This window comes from Peptidiphaga sp. (assembly GCF_057238965.1).
Genome location: NZ_DBHHEV010000006.1, coordinates 26498 through 45351 on the forward strand (window position 1 = coordinate 26498; position 18854 = coordinate 45351).

Here is an 18854-nt window from a genome sequence, read left to right on the forward strand (position 1 = left end):
ACGGCTCACATGCGCTCGGCGACGTAGTCGATGCAGGCGGCGAGCGCTTCGACGTCGTCGGCTTCGACGTTGGGGAAAGTCGCCACGCGCAGCTGATTGCGCCCGAGCGAGCGGTACGGGTCGACGTCGAGGATCCCGTTCGCGCGGAGGACCCGGCGCAGAGCGTCGGCGGGAATCGCCTCGTCGATGTCGATTGCGGCGACCACGGAGGAGCGCCATTGCGGCGAAACGAAGGGCGCAGCGAAGTCGGAGCGCTCCGCCCACTCATAGAGGATTCCCGAGGATCGGCGGCAGCGGGCGTCCATCGCCGCGAGGCCGCCGCTTTCGAGCATCCAGTCGACCTGCGAGGCAATGATTGCGAGGTTGACGATCGAAGGCGTGTTGAGCGTCTGGTCGGCGCGCGAGTTCGCCGCCGCGAGATGGAGGTTGAGGATGTCGGGGACGTACCGCTCTCCGGCCAATTTCTCGAATCGCGCGAGCGCGGCGGGGGAGGCGAGGGCCAGCCACAGCCCGCCTTCGGCCCCGAAGCATTTCTGGGGGGAGAAGTAGTAAAGATCGGTTTCGCCGACGTCGACGGCCACGCCTCCCGCGCTCGACGTCGCATCGACGAAGGTCAGCGCCTGGCCGCGGCCAAACCGGCGAACGGGGCTCAGCGCTCCGGTCGAGGTCTCGTTATGCGCGTACATATAGGCATCGACGGCTTCCGGCCCCAACGCGTCTGCGGGGCCGTCCGCGCCTGGAAGCGAAGCGCGCGAGAGCCTCGCCGCCAAGCCTTCGGCCGCCGCGCCGCCCGCTGCGGCCGTTTCCGCGCCCTCGCCTCCACTGTCCGCCGTGCCGTCGTCGCACAGGGCGACCTCGCCAGCGGCCGCTTCGACCGTTGTGCACTCGACCCACGGGGCGCGCGCCGCCGCCGCGGCGGCCTTTCTTGTGAATTCGCCGAAGACGGCGGCCTGCGCTCGGCGTCGCACCCCGGTGAAGGCGATCGCGTCCCACACGAGCGAGGCGCCGCCGTTGCCGAGGAGCACTTCGTAGCCGACGGGGGCGTCGAAGAGCTCTGCGAGGCCTTCGCGGATGCGGCGGACCAGCGCCTTGACCGGCGCCTGCCGGTGCGACGTCCCGATGAGGCTTTCGGCGCCGCCGAGGGAAGCGGGCAATCCGGTTCTTGGGCGTGAAGGCCCCGAGCCGAATCTGCCTTCGCGGGGGAGCAAGCCTGACGGGATCTCGATATTCATAAGCCAATAGTGCCTTTATTCCGGGCGATATTGCAGCTTAGGTCCACTATTCTGGATGCAGACGCCAAATTTGGATGCGGGCGCCAGGCGAATCCCAACGGTTAAGCGAGGAGAATCATGAGTCACCTAGTCGACACGGCTGAGATGTACCTCAAAGCCGTGTACGAGCTTGAAGAAGAGGGAATTCCTCCGCTGCGCGCCCGCCTTGTCGAACGCCTCGAGCAGTCGAAGCCGACGGTGTCCGAGACTGTCGCCCGCCTCGAACGAGACGGCCTCATGCACGTCAAGAACAACCGCGTCGTCGCGCTGACGGAAGAGGGCAAACGGCAGGCCACCAGGGTCATGCGCAAGCACCGGCTGGCGGAGCGCCTGCTCCTTGACGTCCTCGGCATGCCCTGGCCCGACGTCCACGAGGAGGCGTGCCGGTGGGAGCATGTCATGTCCGACGCCGTCGAGGAGCGCCTCGAAACGCTCCTCGAGCACACGGACGTCGATCCGTACGGAAACCCGATCCCGGGAGTCGAAGGGGTGGCGAGCAGCGCCGTGCAAAGCGACCTTCGCTCGGTGAAGGACCGCGTCGCCCAAGGCGACCTCGGGGAGGCCGTCATTGTCAGGATCGCCGAAGGCGTGCAGACCGACCCGGACTTCCTCGGCCGGCTCTCGGCCGCCGGCATCGTCCCCGGAGCCCGAGTGAGGATCGAGGACGACGGCGGACGCGTCACGATCGCCTCCTCCGGCGAGGGAGGAAAGTCCGGCGGAGAGGAGCCGGGCAAAGGCGCGCGGCACGGCCGTGAGGTCGCGCTTTCCGACTGGCAGCAGGCCCATCTGTTCGCGAGGTAGCGAAAACGGAGGCTTTGGCTCTTTCGCTGCGAGCAGCCCGCCTTTCTGTTTGCGAGGCAAGCGCCGCACGGGCTGCCCGCTGAAGGCGGCGCGTTTCGCTTTGACGCAGTGCGACGTCGGCGGCTTTGCGCGCTGGGACGCCGCCCCGAGGCTCTCCTGCGGGGCCGACGTCCAAACTCCGAGGCGCAAGAATGTGGCGGAAGGCTCGTTCTGAGCCTTCCGTTTGGGAAATCGTTGCAACGACGCGACAAAAACGTGGTCTCTTCTTGCAATCTCGCCGAAATGTGACATAAGTCCTAAAACTAGGGTAGTAGTTCCGGCAAATGGTCCGATATTGTGAATAAGTCGCGCAAATTCAAGGGTTTTGCGAGAGATGGGTAACGCTCTCCGTTTCTCCGCTTCCCTGTTTGTCACGATCGCCGATAACAAAATCGAAACGTTTGCAACGCGGACTTTTCCCTTCTGCGTCAAGGGAAAGTGCGGTTACGGCGAAGGAGGAAAAGGTGAGTTGTGCCTCGTTCCGTTATCTAAATGTGACAATCGGGAGACGGCCCGTTATTGTTTTACGTGGACAAACAATCCGGGGCTCCCAAGGCCTCGAATTGAATGACGAAACGTTTAGGAGAAAACCGAGATGACCGGACGCCATTCGCTCAACCGCGAGGTCGCCCTCAGCGCTCTGAATTCCCCCGCCGGCCGCAGCGTGGCAGCAGCCATGGCCGTTGGAACGATGCTTGGCGTGGCACTGCCCTCCGCCAACGCCGACGAGGGATCGGCCAACGCCGACCTCGCCCCCGTTACCGACCTCAGCGCCGACGAGACGATCACCGACACTTCGGCAGTCAAGGCCCCCGCCGACGCCAACTGGCAGCTCGAGCAGGTCCAGGTTCAGGATGCGCAGGCTTCCGACCAGCAGCCCGCTACCGCTTTCCAGGTCAGCGTTCAGAAGAAGGCAACGCCGGTTGCCGCCCAGCCCGCTGCCGCACAGCAAGCCGGTAGGACGCAGAAGGCGGCTGGCAGCCAGGAATCCGGAAACGTCCAGGGGAACATTCAGCAGGCAAACGCCACCATCACTCGCGGTGCGCGCCCCGCCGCCGCCAACAACGTCAGGCAGCAGCAGGCCGCTGCCCCGGTCGCCCAGGCGGCTCCCGTCGCCCGCACCGCATCCGGAAGCGGCTCGTCGGTTCTTTCGACCGCGATGTCCTACGTCGGTTCGCCGTACCGCTGGGGCGGCACCACGCCCTCCGGCTGGGATTGCATCGGCTTCGTCCGTTACGTCTACGGCAAGTTCGGAGTTTCGATCGGCGGATACACCACTTCCGTCCTTTCCGCCGGCACGAGGGTTCCCTACTCGCAGGCGCAGCCCGGCGACATCCTCTACTGGCCCGGCCACGTCGGCATCTACGCCGGGAACGGCCAGAACGTCGGCGCATGGAACCCCTCGATGGGGACCCGCGTCGGACCCAACTCTTGGGTCGGCGGTACGCCTACCGTGATTCGCGTGCTCCACTGAGCAACTGAGTGTGTCGAAGGGGCCGCCCTAAAGGGGCGGCCCCTTCGCTTGCGTGTCTTCTCTCTTGCGGCCTCTCCGTTTCTCCTGCCGCCACGCTTCTTTCAAGGCAGCCGTTTCCGAGGCCTCGTCGCTTCTCCCGGCCCCGCCTGTTTCGACGTCGCCGCCCCTCCCGCCCCTTGTGCCCGTTGCCCTCTTTTCCTTCGCTGCCGCCTCTCCATTCTCAATTTCCTCGAATTTGGCGGGCTGTGAAGCTTTACCTGGCCACCGGGAACGTGGGAAACTGTAAACACCTAAACGGAGGTGATTACGGTGGCTTATCAACACGACAACGTGGTTGTGTGCGGCGTCGACGGTTCCGACGCTTCTTTCAACGCTCTTAAGTGGGCGGCGCAGGAGGCGAAGATGCGCAACGCCGTGCTGGAGATTCTTTGCTGCCATCAGGAACCGACATATCCGGGACACCGCGGCAACGCCGGCTTGACCGAGGCCGATGCACGGGAGGTCGTTGAGAAGGCGCGGGAGAAGACGGCCGACGTCGGCGTCGACGTCCAGACCTCTCTCGAGGCGGAAGACCCGACCTCGGCGCTTCTGGCGCGTTCGAAGAAAGCCGCGCGAGTCGTCGTAGGGGCGCGGGGCGGATCTGGCGGATTCGCCGACAGGCTTTTGGGGTCGGTGGCTTCGGCCCTTTCCGCGCGCGCTTTCTGCGCCGCCGTCGTCGTCCCGTCGACGGCGGTGAGAGACGTGCTCCCGGTTGAGCACATCGTGTGCGGCGTGGACGGATCGGAGACGTCGAAGATCGCTTTGGGGCTGGCCGTGCGGGAGGCCGCGAGATGGAAGGCCAAGCTTTCCTGCGTCTCCGCCATCAACCTCAGCGGGTCGATGTGGGTTCCGGGGCCCGGGTATCACCAAGAGGTGCTCGACGACGTCCGCGCCGGCCTCAAAGACACCGTCATGAAGGCGGCCGAGGGGTACAAGATCGACGCGCACTGCCACGTGATCGAGGGCAATCCGGCCGCGCTGCTCGCCGAGTTCTCGACGGCGGTGGACATGCTTGTGGTCGGCACTCGCGGACGCGGAGGCTTTGCCGGCCTGCTGCTCGGATCGACGAGCCAGGCCATCCTCCATCACTCCGTGTGCCCGACGATCATCGTTCCGCGCCGAACCAGTGAGAACGAGGACGCCCCGTGGGGCAACGTCCCGTGGAGCCGCACCGCCAAGTAGGGGCCTTGCGACTGGCTCGACTGCGAGCGCGCACGCCCCGGTCCGACGGCGGTGGGTGCATCAGGCGAGTGGACAGGCGGAGTCCCGCGTCGATCGGCCCTGCCCGTCGGCGGCTGACCGGAGGTGGCGCACGCCGCCCGCGCTGACGTGCTTGAACCCGCCGACGCGGGTAGACTAGGCACGTTGCCCTCGTAGCTCAGGGGAAGAGCGACCGCCTCCTAAGCGGTAGGTCGAAGGTTCGAATCCTTTCGAGGGCGCAGTTTTTTCGGTGCGGCCACCGACAGCCCGGCCTTTTCCGGGGTTCGCATAGGAATCCGGCCTTTTCCGGGGTTCGCATGGGAATGGGGTTCACTTGGGAGTGTTGCAGGAGCTTGCATTCTGGCGCTAGGCGCCACTGCTCTTCTCCGAAGTTCGCAGTTGTTTTTGAGGGGCGGCGTCGCCTCTCGAAAGGACGACGTGCGTCGCTCCCGCCGTCTTCGCAGGGAGGCCGACGGCGCCGAGTGGGACGGCGCGCAGGTCCGAAGGCGGCGTCGCACGTGCCGCATGGTCAGCCCTGAGTGCGGATGTGTGAGGGCGGCTTCGTTTACGGGCGATCGGCGCGGTAAGCGGAATTTCGGTTGCAGTACCGATACCGTGGATGCGTGAGCCCTTTCTTCAAGCGCAGTCGCAAAAATGACAAGGCCGCGCCCGCGGCCGAGTCCGCCGCGCCGTCGCCGGAGGCCGCCGAGGCGGACGAGAATCGCCCGTCCGTTTCCGAGCGCGCAGAACGCTCCGGAAAGCGTTCCTTCATCGCGCGCAAATCCCGGGAGATGAAGGAGCCGGACTTATTCGCCGAGGCGCAGCCGGCTTTGGCCGACGACGTCGGCGGGCCGTCGCGTGCCGAGCGGCTTTCCCGCGCATATTCGGATTGGCACAGAGAACTTGCCGTCGTCGCCGACGAAGCCGCCGTGCCCATCAGGGCAGGCGACCCGGCTGTGGTCGACCTCACCCACCCCCATCCGACCGGGGCTTCACAACTGTACTCCGGCAAGCCGACCCTGCTGACGTCCGTCATCCGGGAGGAATCCGCCCAGCGCGAGGCACAGGCCCACTTGGCCTCGCTGCGCACGCGAATGGAGGGCCTTTCCGAGCAATACGGGTACGCGCCGGTCACGCTCGCGATCGGCCACATATCGTGGACCGAGCTGCCGGCAGCCTCCTCGCAAAGCCGCGAGAAGGGCGGTTCGCCGGGCGCTTCCTCGGGGAAGGCGTTGGGCCGCGACACCGTTGAGCAGATGGCCATCGGCGCGGCGCGGGCTGACATGCACGACGTCGCCCTGGGCGAAGAGCTGCCCGGGAGGCCGGGCGCCGGCGACGGATCGGCCGAAGATGCGAACGGCGGCAACGGATCCGGAGGCGACGGCGGCAACGGCAAAGTCCACGCCGCGGACGCCGCCGGAGCGGGATCGCCGGGCGGAAGCGCCTGCGAGGCGCACAACGACTCGCCCCGGCCGCTCGGCAACGCGTCCGACGGCTTGGCGGACACGCCAGGGGGGCGTGCAAGCGCGCCCGGCGATCGCGGCAACGCGCTTGAGGGCCTCGAAAGCGTGACATTCGAAAGCACGGAGGAGCTCGCCGCAACGAGGTCGGCCGACTCGGTTGAGGACGGAGCCTCCGGGAGCGACGCGGCGGCCCCCAAGATCCGCGAAATGTACGAGGCAGGGCTCATGCGTTCGGCCAGGCTCGACGAGGCCGGCCCTGACGACGCCTACATCACGCTCACAGCCCGCTGCGACGTCAACCCGGCGGTGCTGCGCGCTCTGCGTTCCCACGGAATGACCGCCGAGGAGGGATCGAGGCTGCGCGCCATGGCGGCCGACGTCGCCCGCCACGAGGCGGCCGTCGCCTACCTGCGCGAACTCGGACGCGTGTACCTGCCCGGGTTTTCTTACGAGGACGGGGCTTTGCTCGGCAGTTTCACGCATCCGGGCCTCGTGCTCCTGGCCGACCTCGAGGCGATGAAGCCCTACATCGAAACTTCCGGGATCATGGCGGCGCTGGCGGGCGACGACGAGACCCGGCGCCTCGCCGCGCTGCCGCTGCCTCCCGCCGAGATGCGCGACCGCTCGCCGGAGGCCGAACGCGGCGCCGGCGACCGCGACCCCGCCGAGTTGGCGATCATCGAGGCGATCGCGTCCGGGCGGTCGATCGTGGTCGACGCGCCGCCCGGATCTCAGGCGGTGGGCGCCCTCGCGGCGATAGTCGCCGACGCCGCGGCCTCCGGCAGGTCGATCCTTTACATTCCGGGGCGCGCCTCCTCGGCCAGGGCCCTCGTGGACGAGATGGAGCGCCTGGGCCTGGGCGACCTCGTCCTTGACTTTTCGGACCTCGACACGGTGGCGCGCCGCATCCGCACGGGCATGCGGCTGCGCGGAGACGAGGAGGACCCGGCCGACGTTTTGGAGCTGCGGGCGCGCCTCGTTGCCGTCCGGCGCGAGCTCAGCGAGTACGTCGCTTCGCTGCACGACGTCGATCCCCAGGGGGGGCACCCGGTGCACTCGCTTCGGGGGAGGCTGGCGCGGCTGACCGAGGGCAAGGACGCCCCGCGCAGCAGGGTCCGGCTGGACTCCGACACCGTCCACGCCCTGCGGGGCGAGCTTTCGCACGTGCAGGCCCAACTCGAAGACGCCTCGGAGCTCGGGGCGTTCGTGGGCATGGCAGACTCGCCGTGGGCCGGTGCGGACATTCACACGGCCGCGGCGGGGGAGGAGGCCATGGCCCTCGCCAAGAAGCTCGCGTCCAAGACGATCCCCGCCGTCAAGGCCCAGGCCGAACGCGCGGCGGAGGAGACCGGGCTCTCCGTGGCGGAGACTTTCGAGGACTGGCGCGAGCAGATTGAGATGCTGCGCGGAATCTCCCACTCCCTCGACATTTTCCTGCCCCAGATTTTCGAGCGCTCCGTTCAGGACATGGTGATCGCGACGGCGTCGAAGGAATGGCGCGAAAGCCACGGCGAGGAGATGAAGGGATCGGAGCGGCGCCGTCTGACGAAACAGGCGAAAGACTATGTGCGGCCGGGGGCGGTGAGCCACGACCTGCACCGCGACCTCGTCACCGTGCAGCGCCAGCGCGAGGTGTGGAAGCGCTACAGCGCGGAAGCCAGCTGGCCCAAGCTTCCCGAGGGCATGACCCAGATCCGCGAAAGCGCGCGCGACGCCGGCGGGCAGCTTGAGGAGCTGGAGGGGATCCTTCCCGGGAGGAAGCTTCGCATGATGCCGATGGGCGAGCTGTTGGACTTCCTCCTCTCGCTGTCGATGGACGAAGGCACGATGTCTCGCCTGCCCAGGGCCAACGAGCTCGTCGCCAAGCTGAAGGCGGAGGGCTTCGGCGGCGTCGTCAAGGACTTTTCCGAGCGAGGCGTGCGAACCGAACAGATCCCGGCCGAGCTCGACCTCATATATTCGGCCTCCCTTTTCGAGCAGCTCGTCGGGCGCTCCCCGGCCCTTTCTCGCACGACGCCGGCCAACCTCGCCGTCCTCGCCGCCGAGGTGCGCAGGCTCGACCGGGAGCACACCGAGACGCTGGCCGGGCCGGTTTCCCGCGCCGTCGTGCGGATCATGCGCGAAACGATCTCGAAGCGGCGTGAGGACACCCTCAAACTCGACGATCAGCTCGAACGCTACTCGACGGGCGCCCTGCGCGACGCGATCGCCACCTATCCGAGGCTCGTTCAGGCGTCCCGCCCGGTGTGGGTCATTCCGTCGATGATCACGGCCGAATTCGTGCCTCCCATGCCCTGGGCCGACATCGTCATCATGGACGAGCAGGACGCCGGCGGCCTCTCTTCGGCCGTTTCGATGCTCATGCGCGGCCGTCAGATCGTCGTCATGGGCAATCTTCGCCGCGCGCGGGCCGAGGGCGGGGATTCGACGATCGCAGCCTTCGCGGACATTCTGCCCGTGTGCGAGCTTCCCACGCTGCGCGCCCAGCATGACGAGCTGGCCACCCAAACGCTGCGCGAACAGGGGTATGCGGACGTCCTTGAGCTCGTGCCGTCGGCCAAGCGCGGCCGCAAGCCCAGCCTTGTGCTCGTGGAGGGGCGCGGCGTGCCGAATCCGCAGTCGGGCATGGTCGAGGGGCCGCAGGTCGAAGTCGACGCGGCGGTCGACGCCGTCGTCGACCATGTGCTGACGCGGCCCGGCGAATCCCTCGCCGTCGTCTGCGTCTCTCCGGCCCACGCGGTCCGCATACGCGAAGCCCTTGCGCGGCTGGCCGCCGATTCCCCCCAGCTGGCCGAGTTCGTCTCGAAAGGCGGGGTCGAGCCTTTCGCCGTCCTGGAGCTCACGCAGACCGGCGGCCTGCGCCGCGACTCCATCATTCTGACCGTGGGTCTGGGCAAGACGGTGCACGGGCGAGTGCTGCACACCTTCGGGCCCCTCTCGACGGCCGGCGGGCTCACCGGCCTCGTCGACGCCATGGAGGCCGCGCGCTCCGAGCTCAAGATCGTCTCCTCCCTCGGCCCCGGCGAGATCGGCGCGGACAGGCTGTCCACGCCCGGCCCGCGGCTTCTGGAGAAGCTCATCGACAGGGCGGACGGCCGCGAGGTCCCGCTCGACCCCTCCAGTTCCGACGAGCCGATAGGCGCCCTCCTCACGGACCTGCGGGACAGGCTCGTGCGCGCCGGGTACGCCGTGGCCTCCGATTTCGGCTTCGACGACGGCGTGAGGATTCCGCTCGTCGCCGGCGACGTCGAGCTTCCCGGCACGTGGCGGGTCGCCGTCTTGGTCGACGACGAAGCCTACGTAAACGAGCCGTCGGTGCGGCGCAGGGACAGGTACTGGCTGGAGCGGCTGGAATCGCGGGGCTGGGCTGTGATCAGGACCTTCTCCACCTCGCTGTTCATCGATCCGGAGGGCCAGGCCTCGCTTGTTGTCAACGCGATCAAGCGAGCCCGCGCGCTCGAGCTTTCCGACAGCGTCAGGGTGCCCGTGCTCGGCGACGAATGGGCCGCGCCGGCCGACGGCCCGGGCGGCGAAGCCGTCACTGGCAGCAAAGTCGTCGTCGGAGGCGAAGTTGTCACTAGCGGCGAAACTGTTGCCGGCGGCGAAGTTGTCACTGGTGGCGAAACTGTTGCCGGCGGCGAAACTGTCACCGGCGGGGCTCCTCTTTCGAAGGACCCGAATTGGGCTGAAAAGCTGAGGCGTGAGGCGGCGGTCAAGCGCGGCCCCCGCCCGGACGTCGCGAAGGGCCTCTCCCTTGCCGCGTATACGGACGATCAACTGGACGAGATGGTCGCATGGATAGCCGCCGACGGCGCCGAGCGCAGCCGCCCAGAGTTCGTCGACGCTCTGCGCAAGGAGCTGGGAATCAAGGGGCGGGGCATGCAGGTCGATACGGTTCTGGGCCACGTCGTGGACCGATCCGGCCTGGCGGTTGGCTTGGGCCTCGGCGATTCCGGCTCCGACGCGCTTTCAGATTCCGGCGCTTCCCACGGCGCCGTCTCCCGACTCTCCGGCTCGCGCTCTTCTTCCGAGGCTTTTTCGGAGGCGGGCTCGCTTCTCGCTCCCGGTTCCCGTTCGTCTTCGGCTGCGCCCCAGCGTTCCTCCGAGGCAGCTCAGCGTTCTTCCGAGTCCGCCCCGCGGTCGCCAGAGGTTTCCCAGCAGTCTCCGTACTCCGCTGACCCCGCTTCTGAGGTCTCCTCTAAAGCTGTGCCTGAAGGTGCTCGTTCTCCTTCGGATTCGTCCAAGGCGGCTTCCGAGGCGGGCGGTTCGGCCTCCAGTGCCTCTCAGTCTGCTCCCGGTGCCGGCCGTTCGGCTTCGCGCTCCGCTTCCAGGGGCAAGAGAAAGTGAACGCGTCTCAGGCTGGCGAATCGGACTCGAACGGCGGTCAGAATCGCGAGTTGCTTGCCGGTGCCAGCGGCGATTCGCCGACGTCAGATCCAGCTGCCAAAGCTCCGGCGCGGAACCGATCTTTAGAATCGGCAAGGCGGAGCTTGGCCGGGCAATCGCAGGCGCCGAAGCGTAAGCGTCGCGCGGCGGTGCGTTTGTCGAGGGTCGACGCCGAGCGCCTGGCCCGCGGCGAGATTGCGAACCCCGAGGAAGCATTGCATCTCAACGACCTGCGTGAGACCCGCTCCCTCCAGCGCGAGGAGTCGGCCGTCGCCGCTCGCGACGCCAATGAGCGCCGCTTGCTCGGAGACCGACCGCCGCATTTCGGCTCGCTGTAAGCCAGATTCCCTCGCGATAAACTCTCGAGTTTCAGCGGGGTGGATGCTCGAATCTCGTCTCACTGGGCTCTCAAACCGATGATCATGCACCAAGTTTTATGTCGGGATGCTGGTTCAGACAGTTTCTATCCGGCGATTCCGTCCCAGGCAGTTTTCTTGTCGAAGTGCTGGTCATGAAACGGAGGTGCCCCGGAATGACTCCGGGGCACCTCTTTCTAGATTTCAACTTTAGATCGTGTCAATCTAGCGGTCCTTATTGGGCGTGGCCGTTCGTTACTGGCGATAACCGTCACCCGTGTAGCCGCCACCCGCGGCACCGCCGCCGTTCATGTAGCCGCCGCCGGCGAGCGCATCGCGAATCTCCGTCAGGAGCCTGACTTCGTCGCTGACCTCTGCTTCTTCGGCGTTGAGGCCCTTCCGCTTCGCCATGCGCTCGTTGAGCTTGTTCATTGGGAAAACGAGCGCCAGATAGACTGCGGCTGCAATGAGGAGGAAAGCGATCAGAGCGGTGAGCACGGTGCCGGGCTGAACCGTTGCGTCACCAACATGGAACTCGCCTATGTTGTTAAAGTTGGGTTTTCCAAACAGCCCTCCGATAGTCGGGTTAATCACCTTGCCAACAAGGTTGTTGACGATTGGGCTGAAGGCATCGGCAATGACGACAGCGACGGCGAGTTCGATGACATTGCCGCGCATGATGAATTTCTTGAAACCCTGAATCATGGTGAATCCATCTCTTTCTTTTAGGTGGATGACCCGCGCGCCCTTTTGCAACGCGGACGTGATGGTCACGCGCCATGGGGTTAACGAACGACCACAACCCGCATGGGCATCGTTGAGCCATAACCGATAACCAGGCTAATGGTGTTTTGAGGCACAGCAACGTACAACACCGACGTGTGAGAGGAATCACTAACAAAGGATGTCGATTCATTCTTTGGCCCCACCCCGACGATCGTTGCTTTATCCACGATCTTCACTGCTTCGCGAGCCTTGCTGTGCTCCCCGGGCGGTGCGTAGAGGGCAACGGTGCGCCCCGGAGTGAGGAGCTTGTCGGCTCCGCCGACGTCGGCGACCACAGGGGCGATTTCGGTTCCTTCGGGGGCAGAAGCGAGAAAGTCGTCTGAAAGGGTCATCTTTCGCGTCACGGGTGCGCCCTTGGGCACGGAGGTTATGAGGACTCGTTCGTTGAGGTCTTCGAGGGAGCGAGTCAATCCTTCGGGAGCTAGTTCGGCGGATACCTCTGCGATCGTGAGATTCGACGAGCCGAGAGCGGTTCCCGGCGTCAAGTCTTTCTTCGCCACGACGACGCTGACCGTCGCAGGGGCCAGCCCCCGTATGGTCGAGAGGATCGCAGCCAGCGAGGTCAGGACCGCGACAGCCAACAGCATGTGCCGCAGTTTCCAAAGGGTCGCACGAATTCGGGATAGGTTCATGCCGCCAGGCTACGGCGGTGTGCGCCGTCGTCGTTCCCGAAGGAAGCGCGCCTGTGGACGAGGTGCGCGTCCGCACAAGCTGTGGGCCCGAACTCTACGCGGGCGAGCCGACTTTCTTGGGGGAGGGGCTTCCCGTGCCGCGCTTGCCCGAGGCTGGGTCTGCTCCGCGACGCTTCGATGTGGAGGTTCCTGTCGAAGTGGAGGCGCTTGTCGAAGTAGAAGCGCCCGCCGAACCGACTGCCCGACCGGAGTCTGTGCTCCCGCTTTTCGAGCCCGCGTCTTGTGAATGCGCGTTCGCGTTCCCCGAATGTGAGCCCGCATCCCCGTTTTCGGAGCTCGCGCTCTCCCCGGACCCCGATCCGGCCGAATCCGAAGCTTCGCGCCCTTCCGAGTTCTTCGAGTGGAGCGTGCTAGAGGAGGACCGCGCATCGTTGTGATAGAAGCCTGAGCCCTTGAAGACGATGCCGACCGAGTTGAAGAGCTTGCGGAGCGAGCCGCCGCACGCTTCGCAGACCTTCAAAGGCTCGTCCGAAAACGACTGGCGAACGTCAAACTCGTTGCCGCACTCGGTGCAGCGATACGAATAGGTGGGCACGAAGGGCCTCCTGCTAGAGCGAACTTTATCCGAGGGCCAAGATTACTCCGCGGCGCCATGGCGCGCCACGCGGTTCGCTTTAGGGGAAGGTGCACGGTTCGCATGGAAAAGGGCGTAGATCGGAGGCGCAGCTCGCGTCGGGCGAAACAAGGGGCGTCGGCCTCCCAACGGAGAGCCGACGCCCCTGCGACGTTATGAGACTCGCGCGTTGCGAGTGATTTCCACGTGATTTCTTAAGTTTGTTCTCGATTGGCTATGCGTATGCGTGTGCATCTATGTGAAACCCGCTCACGTTTGCGTCATTCAAAGCTTTGGGTCGCTTCGAGAGACGTTGGGCCGCCTCGAAAGGCGTCGCAGCCTCGACCAGTGCGTGAAACGACGTCGGCCAAGCGGCGCAGAGGGCGCGGGCTTATTCTGTTGACGTCCAATACTCTGGCAGCACCACAAAGGGTATCCGCATGTCCATCTCGTCCTGCGGAAGTTCCATATCGACCACCTCGTCAGGGTAGACCATCGCGCCGACCCTGGCGTCGTCCTTGATCTGCTTGAGGATGCGGTCGTACCAACCGCCTCCCTGGCCCAAGCGCGTCCCTCCGCGGCCTATGAGAAGGGCGGGGACGAGCAGAGCGTCGACCTGGGAAAGGGCCTCCGGGCCAAGTGCCTCGCCGCTGGGCTCGGGCGGGCGCCCCGGGGCGAGGACGTCAAGGTCATGCGCGCCGGTGTACCAGCCCCAGGCGCGCGTGAGCCCCGGGCCGAGTTTCGGCAGCAGGAGGCGCTTTCCCGAGGCGACGATGGCGTCACACAGGGCGAGCGTGGGCGGCTCCTCCTTGATCGACACATAGGCCGCTACGACCTGCGCGTCGCCTAGGAAGTCCAAAGCTGTGTCAACCCATGTGCTGGCGAAGTCCTCGCGTGCCTGCAACGACCTTTTGCTCCGGTTTTTGCGCGCGACCTTGCGGAGTTCCTGTTTGGCGTCCTCGACATCCAGGTCGGCGACGTTCGGAAGAGTCACCGTCTTTGTAATCATGGCTCAATTCTTTCATGACGACCCTGGGAAAAGATAGAGAGATCTTTGGCGAAACAAGAGATGTCGGCACGGCAGAGGGGCCGCGCTGCGAGGCTTGCCAGGTCGCCGTCGCCCCGGACGAGCGCGGCACGACGCCGCAATCGCACTGTCGCAAGCCTTTGCCGACCTTGAAAAATCCTTTACGGAAATATGGTGAAATCCTTTGTTGACTGCCGAAGCGACGCCGCTGTTTGCCGCGGCGACGGGTGCGACGGGAGTCTCGGCACGCGGTTGCCGCACTCCGGCGTCGGATGTAAGCGAGGGCTTCGACGTCGTCCGGCATCGGCGAGGGGTTGCACAAAAGGCGGCATCGCGCCGAAACGACTCGGTTGGGAGCAAATCGGGAGCGGCAGGCGTCGAAGCGGGCTCGGGCGAAGGCCGACGAAAGTCATACTTTCGTCGGAGTGGCGCGTCGCGTGTCGCGCAACTCTCAGTGCGATCCGCGCAGATTGGGCGGATCGCGCGCTTCCAGGCGGTAATCTTAAGCGAACGCGTCCGCGAGGCGCGGAAAACCGCGCGGAAGGGGAGGCGCCTGCCGTGCGAAACAGGCTTGTTTAAAGGAGTGGTAATGCGATTCCAGAGTTACATGCCACATGGGCATCTACACCCATGGATGGATTTTGGAAACACGCGGCTCCTCCTCATGGTGCGCGATCCATCCTGCCGTTAGCGTGGTGCCGTGGGTTTCGAGGGGTATTTCGTACTGGGCGCAACTGTCTTGTTGATCGCCTTCGTCATCCCTGCTCTGTCAAAGCGCAGGGAGTTTCTTGCGAACGCACCGCTGGAGGATCGTTACTCCGAGGACCTGAGAATGCTCAAGGTGAGCGACGCACCGGGCGCCGATCGTCCCAATGACGACGGCCAGCGCGGCTCGGTGTTCTTCAAACGGCCGGAGGTTGACATGGCTGGGGGGCGAGTGACGAAGGATGTGCGTGAGCTCGCGCGCGAGCGCGCCCGCGTAAGGGCGCGGATGTCGAAGCGCGCGGCTAACCTTCAACGGGGTTTCTTCGGCGGGGCGCTTGTAGCCGCGCTCGCCGTTCTTCTCTGGGCGGGGGCGGCCATCGGCTTTGCATCCCCCCTGTTCGCTGGAATCGCGACGGCGGCGACGCTCGCATACGGCGCAGGCTTCGTCTACGTCTACCGCAAGGCGGCTGAGGCCGACGCCGCCGACCGCGAAGAGCTTGCGGACATCGTCGCCGAGATCGGCCCGCGGCGCGCTCAAGGGCGCAAGGTTGCCGCCGACGCCGCGCGCAGGTCCGCCAAGAAGAGGGCCGACGTCGAAGCGCGCGCCTCTCTGGACAAGGCCGCTCGCGGGGCTCGCGTCGAGGTCCGCGAAAGCGACGGGGCCCGCGCCGCTGCTCGGCGCGCGGCCGCCAGGAAGGCGGCCGCGCAGAAGGCCGCAGCGACCGCCCGGATCGAGGGCGAGCTTCGCCGGCGTTTCGAGCGTTCGAAGGCGGCATCCCGAATCTCAGATGCGGCCGGTGCGGGCGGCAAAGCGGGAGCGGGCGCATCCGGCAAGAGCGGCGGCTTCGGCGCGTATGGCGACGGTCAGTCCGCCGACAGGGCCGGCGGTCGCGTCGGATCCGACGCCTCGAGCGCGCCCAGAGTCGGCGCACGCAAGGGCGTCGCCTCGAACGCCGGGCTTCGAGCGGGCTCCGGCACGGGCTTCTCTTCGGCCAGCTCGAAGGGCTCGTCTGCTTCCAATGGCTCGTCCCACGATTCTCATGCAGGGGGCTCCGCCTCGCGCAGCGCTCGCGGCGGCGCGACCGTGCGTGGGAACATCGGCCCCGCTGCGAGGGGTGCGGGCGGCGTCGTCGGCAATGCTCCCGCCGTCGGCAATGCTTCTGCCGATGCCGGTCTCGGCGCCGGGGCTTCCAGCCGTCGCGCCGAAATGCCTTCCTACACGCTCAAGCCGGGATCGGTCGATCGCAAGGTTGTCAAGCCGTACGCGGCGCCCGCCTCGGCGACGGCGCCCGTGCCCTACCGCCCGCAGGTGATCGGCGAGAGGTACGACGTCGCAACCGGCGTGGTCATGCCAAGCGCTCCCGGCGAGGTGCCGCTGAGCCCGGCCGAGGCGAGGGAGGCGCAGGCGAAGGTCGAGCGTGCGGTCGAGGCCTCGGTGGTCAGCCACTCGTCCGAGGTGCTGAGCGGGGGCTCGGTGCTGGACGCGCTGCTGGAGCGCCGCCGGGCCTAGTCGCCCCGCCAAAAGCACGGCTCCGTTTGGCAGGGCATGTTTGCCCTGCCAAACGCGTATCTCGATCCTGACCGCGCATGTCCGCGCCGTCAGAGTGCATCCCTCTCCGGGCAGGGCCTGTCTGCCTTGCCAAATGCGCACCCTGATCCCGACAACGCCGTCCGGCCTGCCTAACGCGTATCTCGATCCTGACCGCGCATGTCCGCTCTCTCAAACGCGCACCCTCGAATCCAACAGTGCAGTCCGTCCCGCCAAACGCGCATCTCGGTTACTGCAGAGCATGTCTGTAGCGACCAGCCTGTCCATTCCGCCAACAAGAACGCATGCTCGCCTCGTCGAAAGCGCCCCGCCGCCCCGTTCGAGTCGCAGGCACTCCCGCGACTGCGACAGACCCGACACTCGCGCGTTGGAATTGAAGCGCTCCTAGGTGCTAAGCTACTGGAGTCCTAGGGGCTATGGCGCAGTTGGTAGCGCGTCTCGTTCGCAATGAGAAGGTCAGGGGTTCGAATCCCCTTAGCTCCACCATCGTCGTCTTACACGAAACATTGCCAAATTTAATATGTTTGTTGCCCTCTGGGAGGTTTTCCTGGAGGGTTTTTGTGTTGTCCTGGCTGTGGGTGTCTTGGTCCTGGTTTTCTTGGCTAGGGATGTCTCGGCCGTGGACGTCTTTGTCTTGGTTGCTCTGGCTTCTGTTGTGTTGTCTGTGGGCGCTGTGGTTGTGGGTGTCTGGCCCATTATTGCTGCTGTCGTTTTGAATGGTCCGGCCGCTGCGGGTGTTATGGCTGTCGCTGGTGTTGTTTTGGGTTATGTGGCGGAGTTGTGGGGTGGCGGGGTGGTCGAAGGGCGGTCGGGGGTGTGGGTGGATGGGTCGTTGCGGGGCGGTGCCGGACGGGGTGTTGTCGTCTGGGTTGATGAGGATGTCGGTGAAGAAGACGGTGTTGAGGAGTTTCTTGAGGCTGGGTGGAGTGTCTGGGTGGGTGTAGAGGCGGTGGCAGTGTTCGAGGAGGGCGAGGGCTTCTTCGAGGCGGTGTTCGACGCGTTCGCGGTCGGCGGTCAGGGCGGCGAGCTCTCGGCTTATCTGATCGAGTTCGCGGGCCAGGCGGGCTTGCTCGGCTTTGAACAGGTCAAGGGGGACGGCCTCGGCGTAGTGGGCTTCGAGGAGTTTGGCTTGTTGGGTTTTGAGTTTGCGGGCTTGGGTGGTGAGTTTTTGGGTGTGAGTGTGTTGGCGGGCGTAGAGGCGGTCGAGTTCGCCGCGCAGGCGTGTGTCGATGGCGCGTCGGTCTTCGGGGGTGATGTGGATGTGGCGGTAGAGATCGGCAATGCGAGCGTCGACTTCGTCGATGAGGACGGCTTTGAAGGAGCATTGCTCGCGGTGGCGTTGGCGATAGGAGCAGACGAAATATGGATAGATGTGGCCGTTTCTGGCTTTGGCGTGGTGGATGATGAGCCGGCCGCGGCACTGGCCGCAGCGGACGGTGGTTTTCAGATGGTGGTTATGGATGCGTTGGCGTTCGCCGTGGCGGTGCTGGCTGAGGACGGTTTGCACGCGCTGCCAGGTGGCCTCGTCGATGAGGGGCTGGTGCGTGCCCGGGTAGTGGACGCCTTGGTAGGTGACGATGCCGCGGTAATAAGGGTTGCGCAAGATAGTAAGGAGTGTGTTGTGGCCGAGGGGGTGGGAGGGCCGGCTGGGCGTGGGGGCGGTGGTCAGGCCGTGAGCGGTGAGATGGTCCGTGAGGGTCGACAGCGTCCAACGGTCGGTGGCGTACTCGGTGAAAGCCTGAGTGATCAGGGGGCCGCGGACAGGGTCGACGTCGACCCAGCGGGCCTGCCTGCCCTGGCTGTCGCGGCCTTGCCTGTTGAGATAGCCAAGCGGGGCCCGGCCGACGGTCCCGCCAGCGCGGGCTTTCTCGCCCATCCCCTTGATGACCTCGTTGGCCAGGTTGCGTGAGTAGAACTCGGCGATGCTGCTCATGATGCCGTGCAGGAGCATGCCACCAGGCGTCTGGTCAATGTTCTCACTGGTGGAGACCAGGCGCACGCCGGCCTCGTCAAACGCCCGGGTGATCTCCACATCGTCCGCCCGGTTCCGCGCCAGGCGATCCAACTTGTGGACAATGACGTAATCAACCCCACCGTCTTGCGCCAGGTAGGCCAACATTTTTTGCAGTTCGGGACGATTGACGCTGCGGGCGGACTCGCCGCTTCCTTCTGAGGTAGGTCGACGACGAGCGCACCCATCGTTATTGCGGTGCCAGCGATGGAGGCAGCGTTTTGCAGTGTTTCAACGCGAACGGGGTCAACCACGCCAGCTGCTTTGAGATCGATCAGCTTGCCCGGTGTGTTGACGTTAATACCAAAGCCAGGCTACGCTGCCTTCACCTGTGGCAGACACTCACCGGCATTGAGGCCAGAGTTGGTTAGCAGGATGCGGAACGGTTGCTCGAGCGCGTGAATGAGCAAATCCTCACCAGCGGACACCGATGCATCGGCACCACCACGTGGGTGTAGCTCGTCGCGAGATTGACCAGTGTCGCGCCACCGCCAGGCACGAC

Annotated in this window: 12 protein-coding genes, 2 tRNA genes and 1 pseudogene; 9 read left to right on the forward strand and 6 right to left on the reverse strand. The window is 65.8% G+C overall.

Going from position 1 to position 18854, the window contains the following annotated elements:
- Positions 1–5 precede the first annotated feature (5 nt).
- Positions 6–1232, reverse strand: a complete 1227-nt coding sequence (locus tag ACO48X_RS01685) for an aminotransferase class V-fold PLP-dependent enzyme (protein WP_484999934.1) — start codon at positions 1230–1232, stop codon at positions 6–8.
- A gap of 117 nt (positions 1233–1349) precedes the next feature.
- Between ACO48X_RS01685 and ACO48X_RS01690 the strand changes: the two genes are divergently transcribed.
- The 6 genes from ACO48X_RS01690 to ACO48X_RS01715 all read left to right on the forward strand — a co-directional run bounded on the left by ACO48X_RS01690 (position 1350) and on the right by ACO48X_RS01715 (position 11011).
- Positions 1350–2072 carry a metal-dependent transcriptional regulator gene (locus tag ACO48X_RS01690; protein WP_484999936.1) on the forward strand — a complete coding sequence of 241 codons (723 nt, stop codon included), beginning with the start codon at positions 1350–1352 and terminating at the stop codon, positions 2070–2072.
- 634 nt (positions 2073–2706) lie between these two features.
- Entirely contained in the window at positions 2707–3585 is an 879-nt protein-coding gene (locus tag ACO48X_RS01695) for a C40 family peptidase (RefSeq protein ID WP_484999938.1), read from the forward strand.
- A gap of 309 nt (positions 3586–3894) precedes the next feature.
- Positions 3895–4806 (forward strand): universal stress protein, encoded by a 912-nt coding sequence (locus ACO48X_RS01700; RefSeq protein WP_484999940.1) that lies wholly within the window; start codon positions 3895–3897, stop codon positions 4804–4806.
- A gap of 185 nt (positions 4807–4991) precedes the next feature.
- A tRNA-Arg gene (locus ACO48X_RS01705) sits at positions 4992–5063 on the forward strand.
- A gap of 384 nt (positions 5064–5447) precedes the next feature.
- On the forward strand, positions 5448–10634 hold the full coding sequence (locus ACO48X_RS01710) for a hypothetical protein (RefSeq protein ID WP_484999942.1): 5187 nt from the start codon (positions 5448–5450) through the stop codon (positions 10632–10634).
- Positions 10635–10777: 143 nt separating this feature from the next.
- Entirely contained in the window at positions 10778–11011 is a 234-nt protein-coding gene (locus ACO48X_RS01715) for a hypothetical protein (protein ID WP_484999944.1), read from the forward strand.
- 273 nt (positions 11012–11284) lie between these two features.
- Here the strand turns inward: ACO48X_RS01715 and mscL are convergent, their stop codons facing one another.
- The 4 genes from mscL to ACO48X_RS01735 all read right to left on the reverse strand — a co-directional run bounded on the left by mscL (position 11285) and on the right by ACO48X_RS01735 (position 14069).
- Positions 11285–11803, reverse strand: a complete 519-nt coding sequence (mscL, locus tag ACO48X_RS01720) for a large conductance mechanosensitive channel protein MscL (RefSeq protein ID WP_484999946.1) — start codon at positions 11801–11803, stop codon at positions 11285–11287.
- A gap of 11 nt (positions 11804–11814) precedes the next feature.
- Complete coding sequence (locus ACO48X_RS01725; protein ID WP_009197643.1) at positions 11815–12402, reverse strand: SAF domain-containing protein; 588 nt, start codon at positions 12400–12402, stop codon at positions 11815–11817.
- 139 nt (positions 12403–12541) lie between these two features.
- Positions 12542–13042, reverse strand: coding sequence for an FmdB family zinc ribbon protein (locus ACO48X_RS01730; RefSeq protein ID WP_484999949.1), 501 nt, complete (start codon positions 13040–13042; stop codon positions 12542–12544).
- 409 nt (positions 13043–13451) lie between these two features.
- On the reverse strand, positions 13452–14069 hold the full coding sequence (locus tag ACO48X_RS01735) for a 5-formyltetrahydrofolate cyclo-ligase (RefSeq protein ID WP_009197640.1): 618 nt from the start codon (positions 14067–14069) through the stop codon (positions 13452–13454).
- Between the two features lie 14 nt (positions 14070–14083).
- On the opposite strand from ACO48X_RS01735, the gene ACO48X_RS01740 reads away from it, so the two are divergent.
- The 3 genes from ACO48X_RS01740 to ACO48X_RS01750 all read left to right on the forward strand — a co-directional run bounded on the left by ACO48X_RS01740 (position 14084) and on the right by ACO48X_RS01750 (position 16827).
- The gene (locus ACO48X_RS01740; protein ID WP_138587165.1) at positions 14084–14278 is read left to right on the forward strand and encodes a hypothetical protein; all 195 of its coding nucleotides are present in this window, start codon (positions 14084–14086) and stop codon (positions 14276–14278) included.
- Between the two features lie 509 nt (positions 14279–14787).
- Positions 14788–16302: a DUF6667 domain-containing protein gene (locus tag ACO48X_RS01745; RefSeq protein WP_484999951.1), complete on the forward strand. Its 1515-nt coding sequence runs from the start codon at positions 14788–14790 to the stop codon at positions 16300–16302.
- Positions 16303–16751: 449 nt separating this feature from the next.
- Positions 16752–16827: transfer RNA gene (locus ACO48X_RS01750), tRNA-Ala, on the forward strand.
- Between the two features lie 841 nt (positions 16828–17668).
- Here the strand turns inward: ACO48X_RS01750 and ACO48X_RS01755 are convergent.
- Positions 17669–18460, reverse strand: a pseudogene (locus ACO48X_RS01755) (recombinase family protein); the annotation flags it as partial.
- Between the last annotated feature and the right edge of the window lie 394 nt (positions 18461–18854).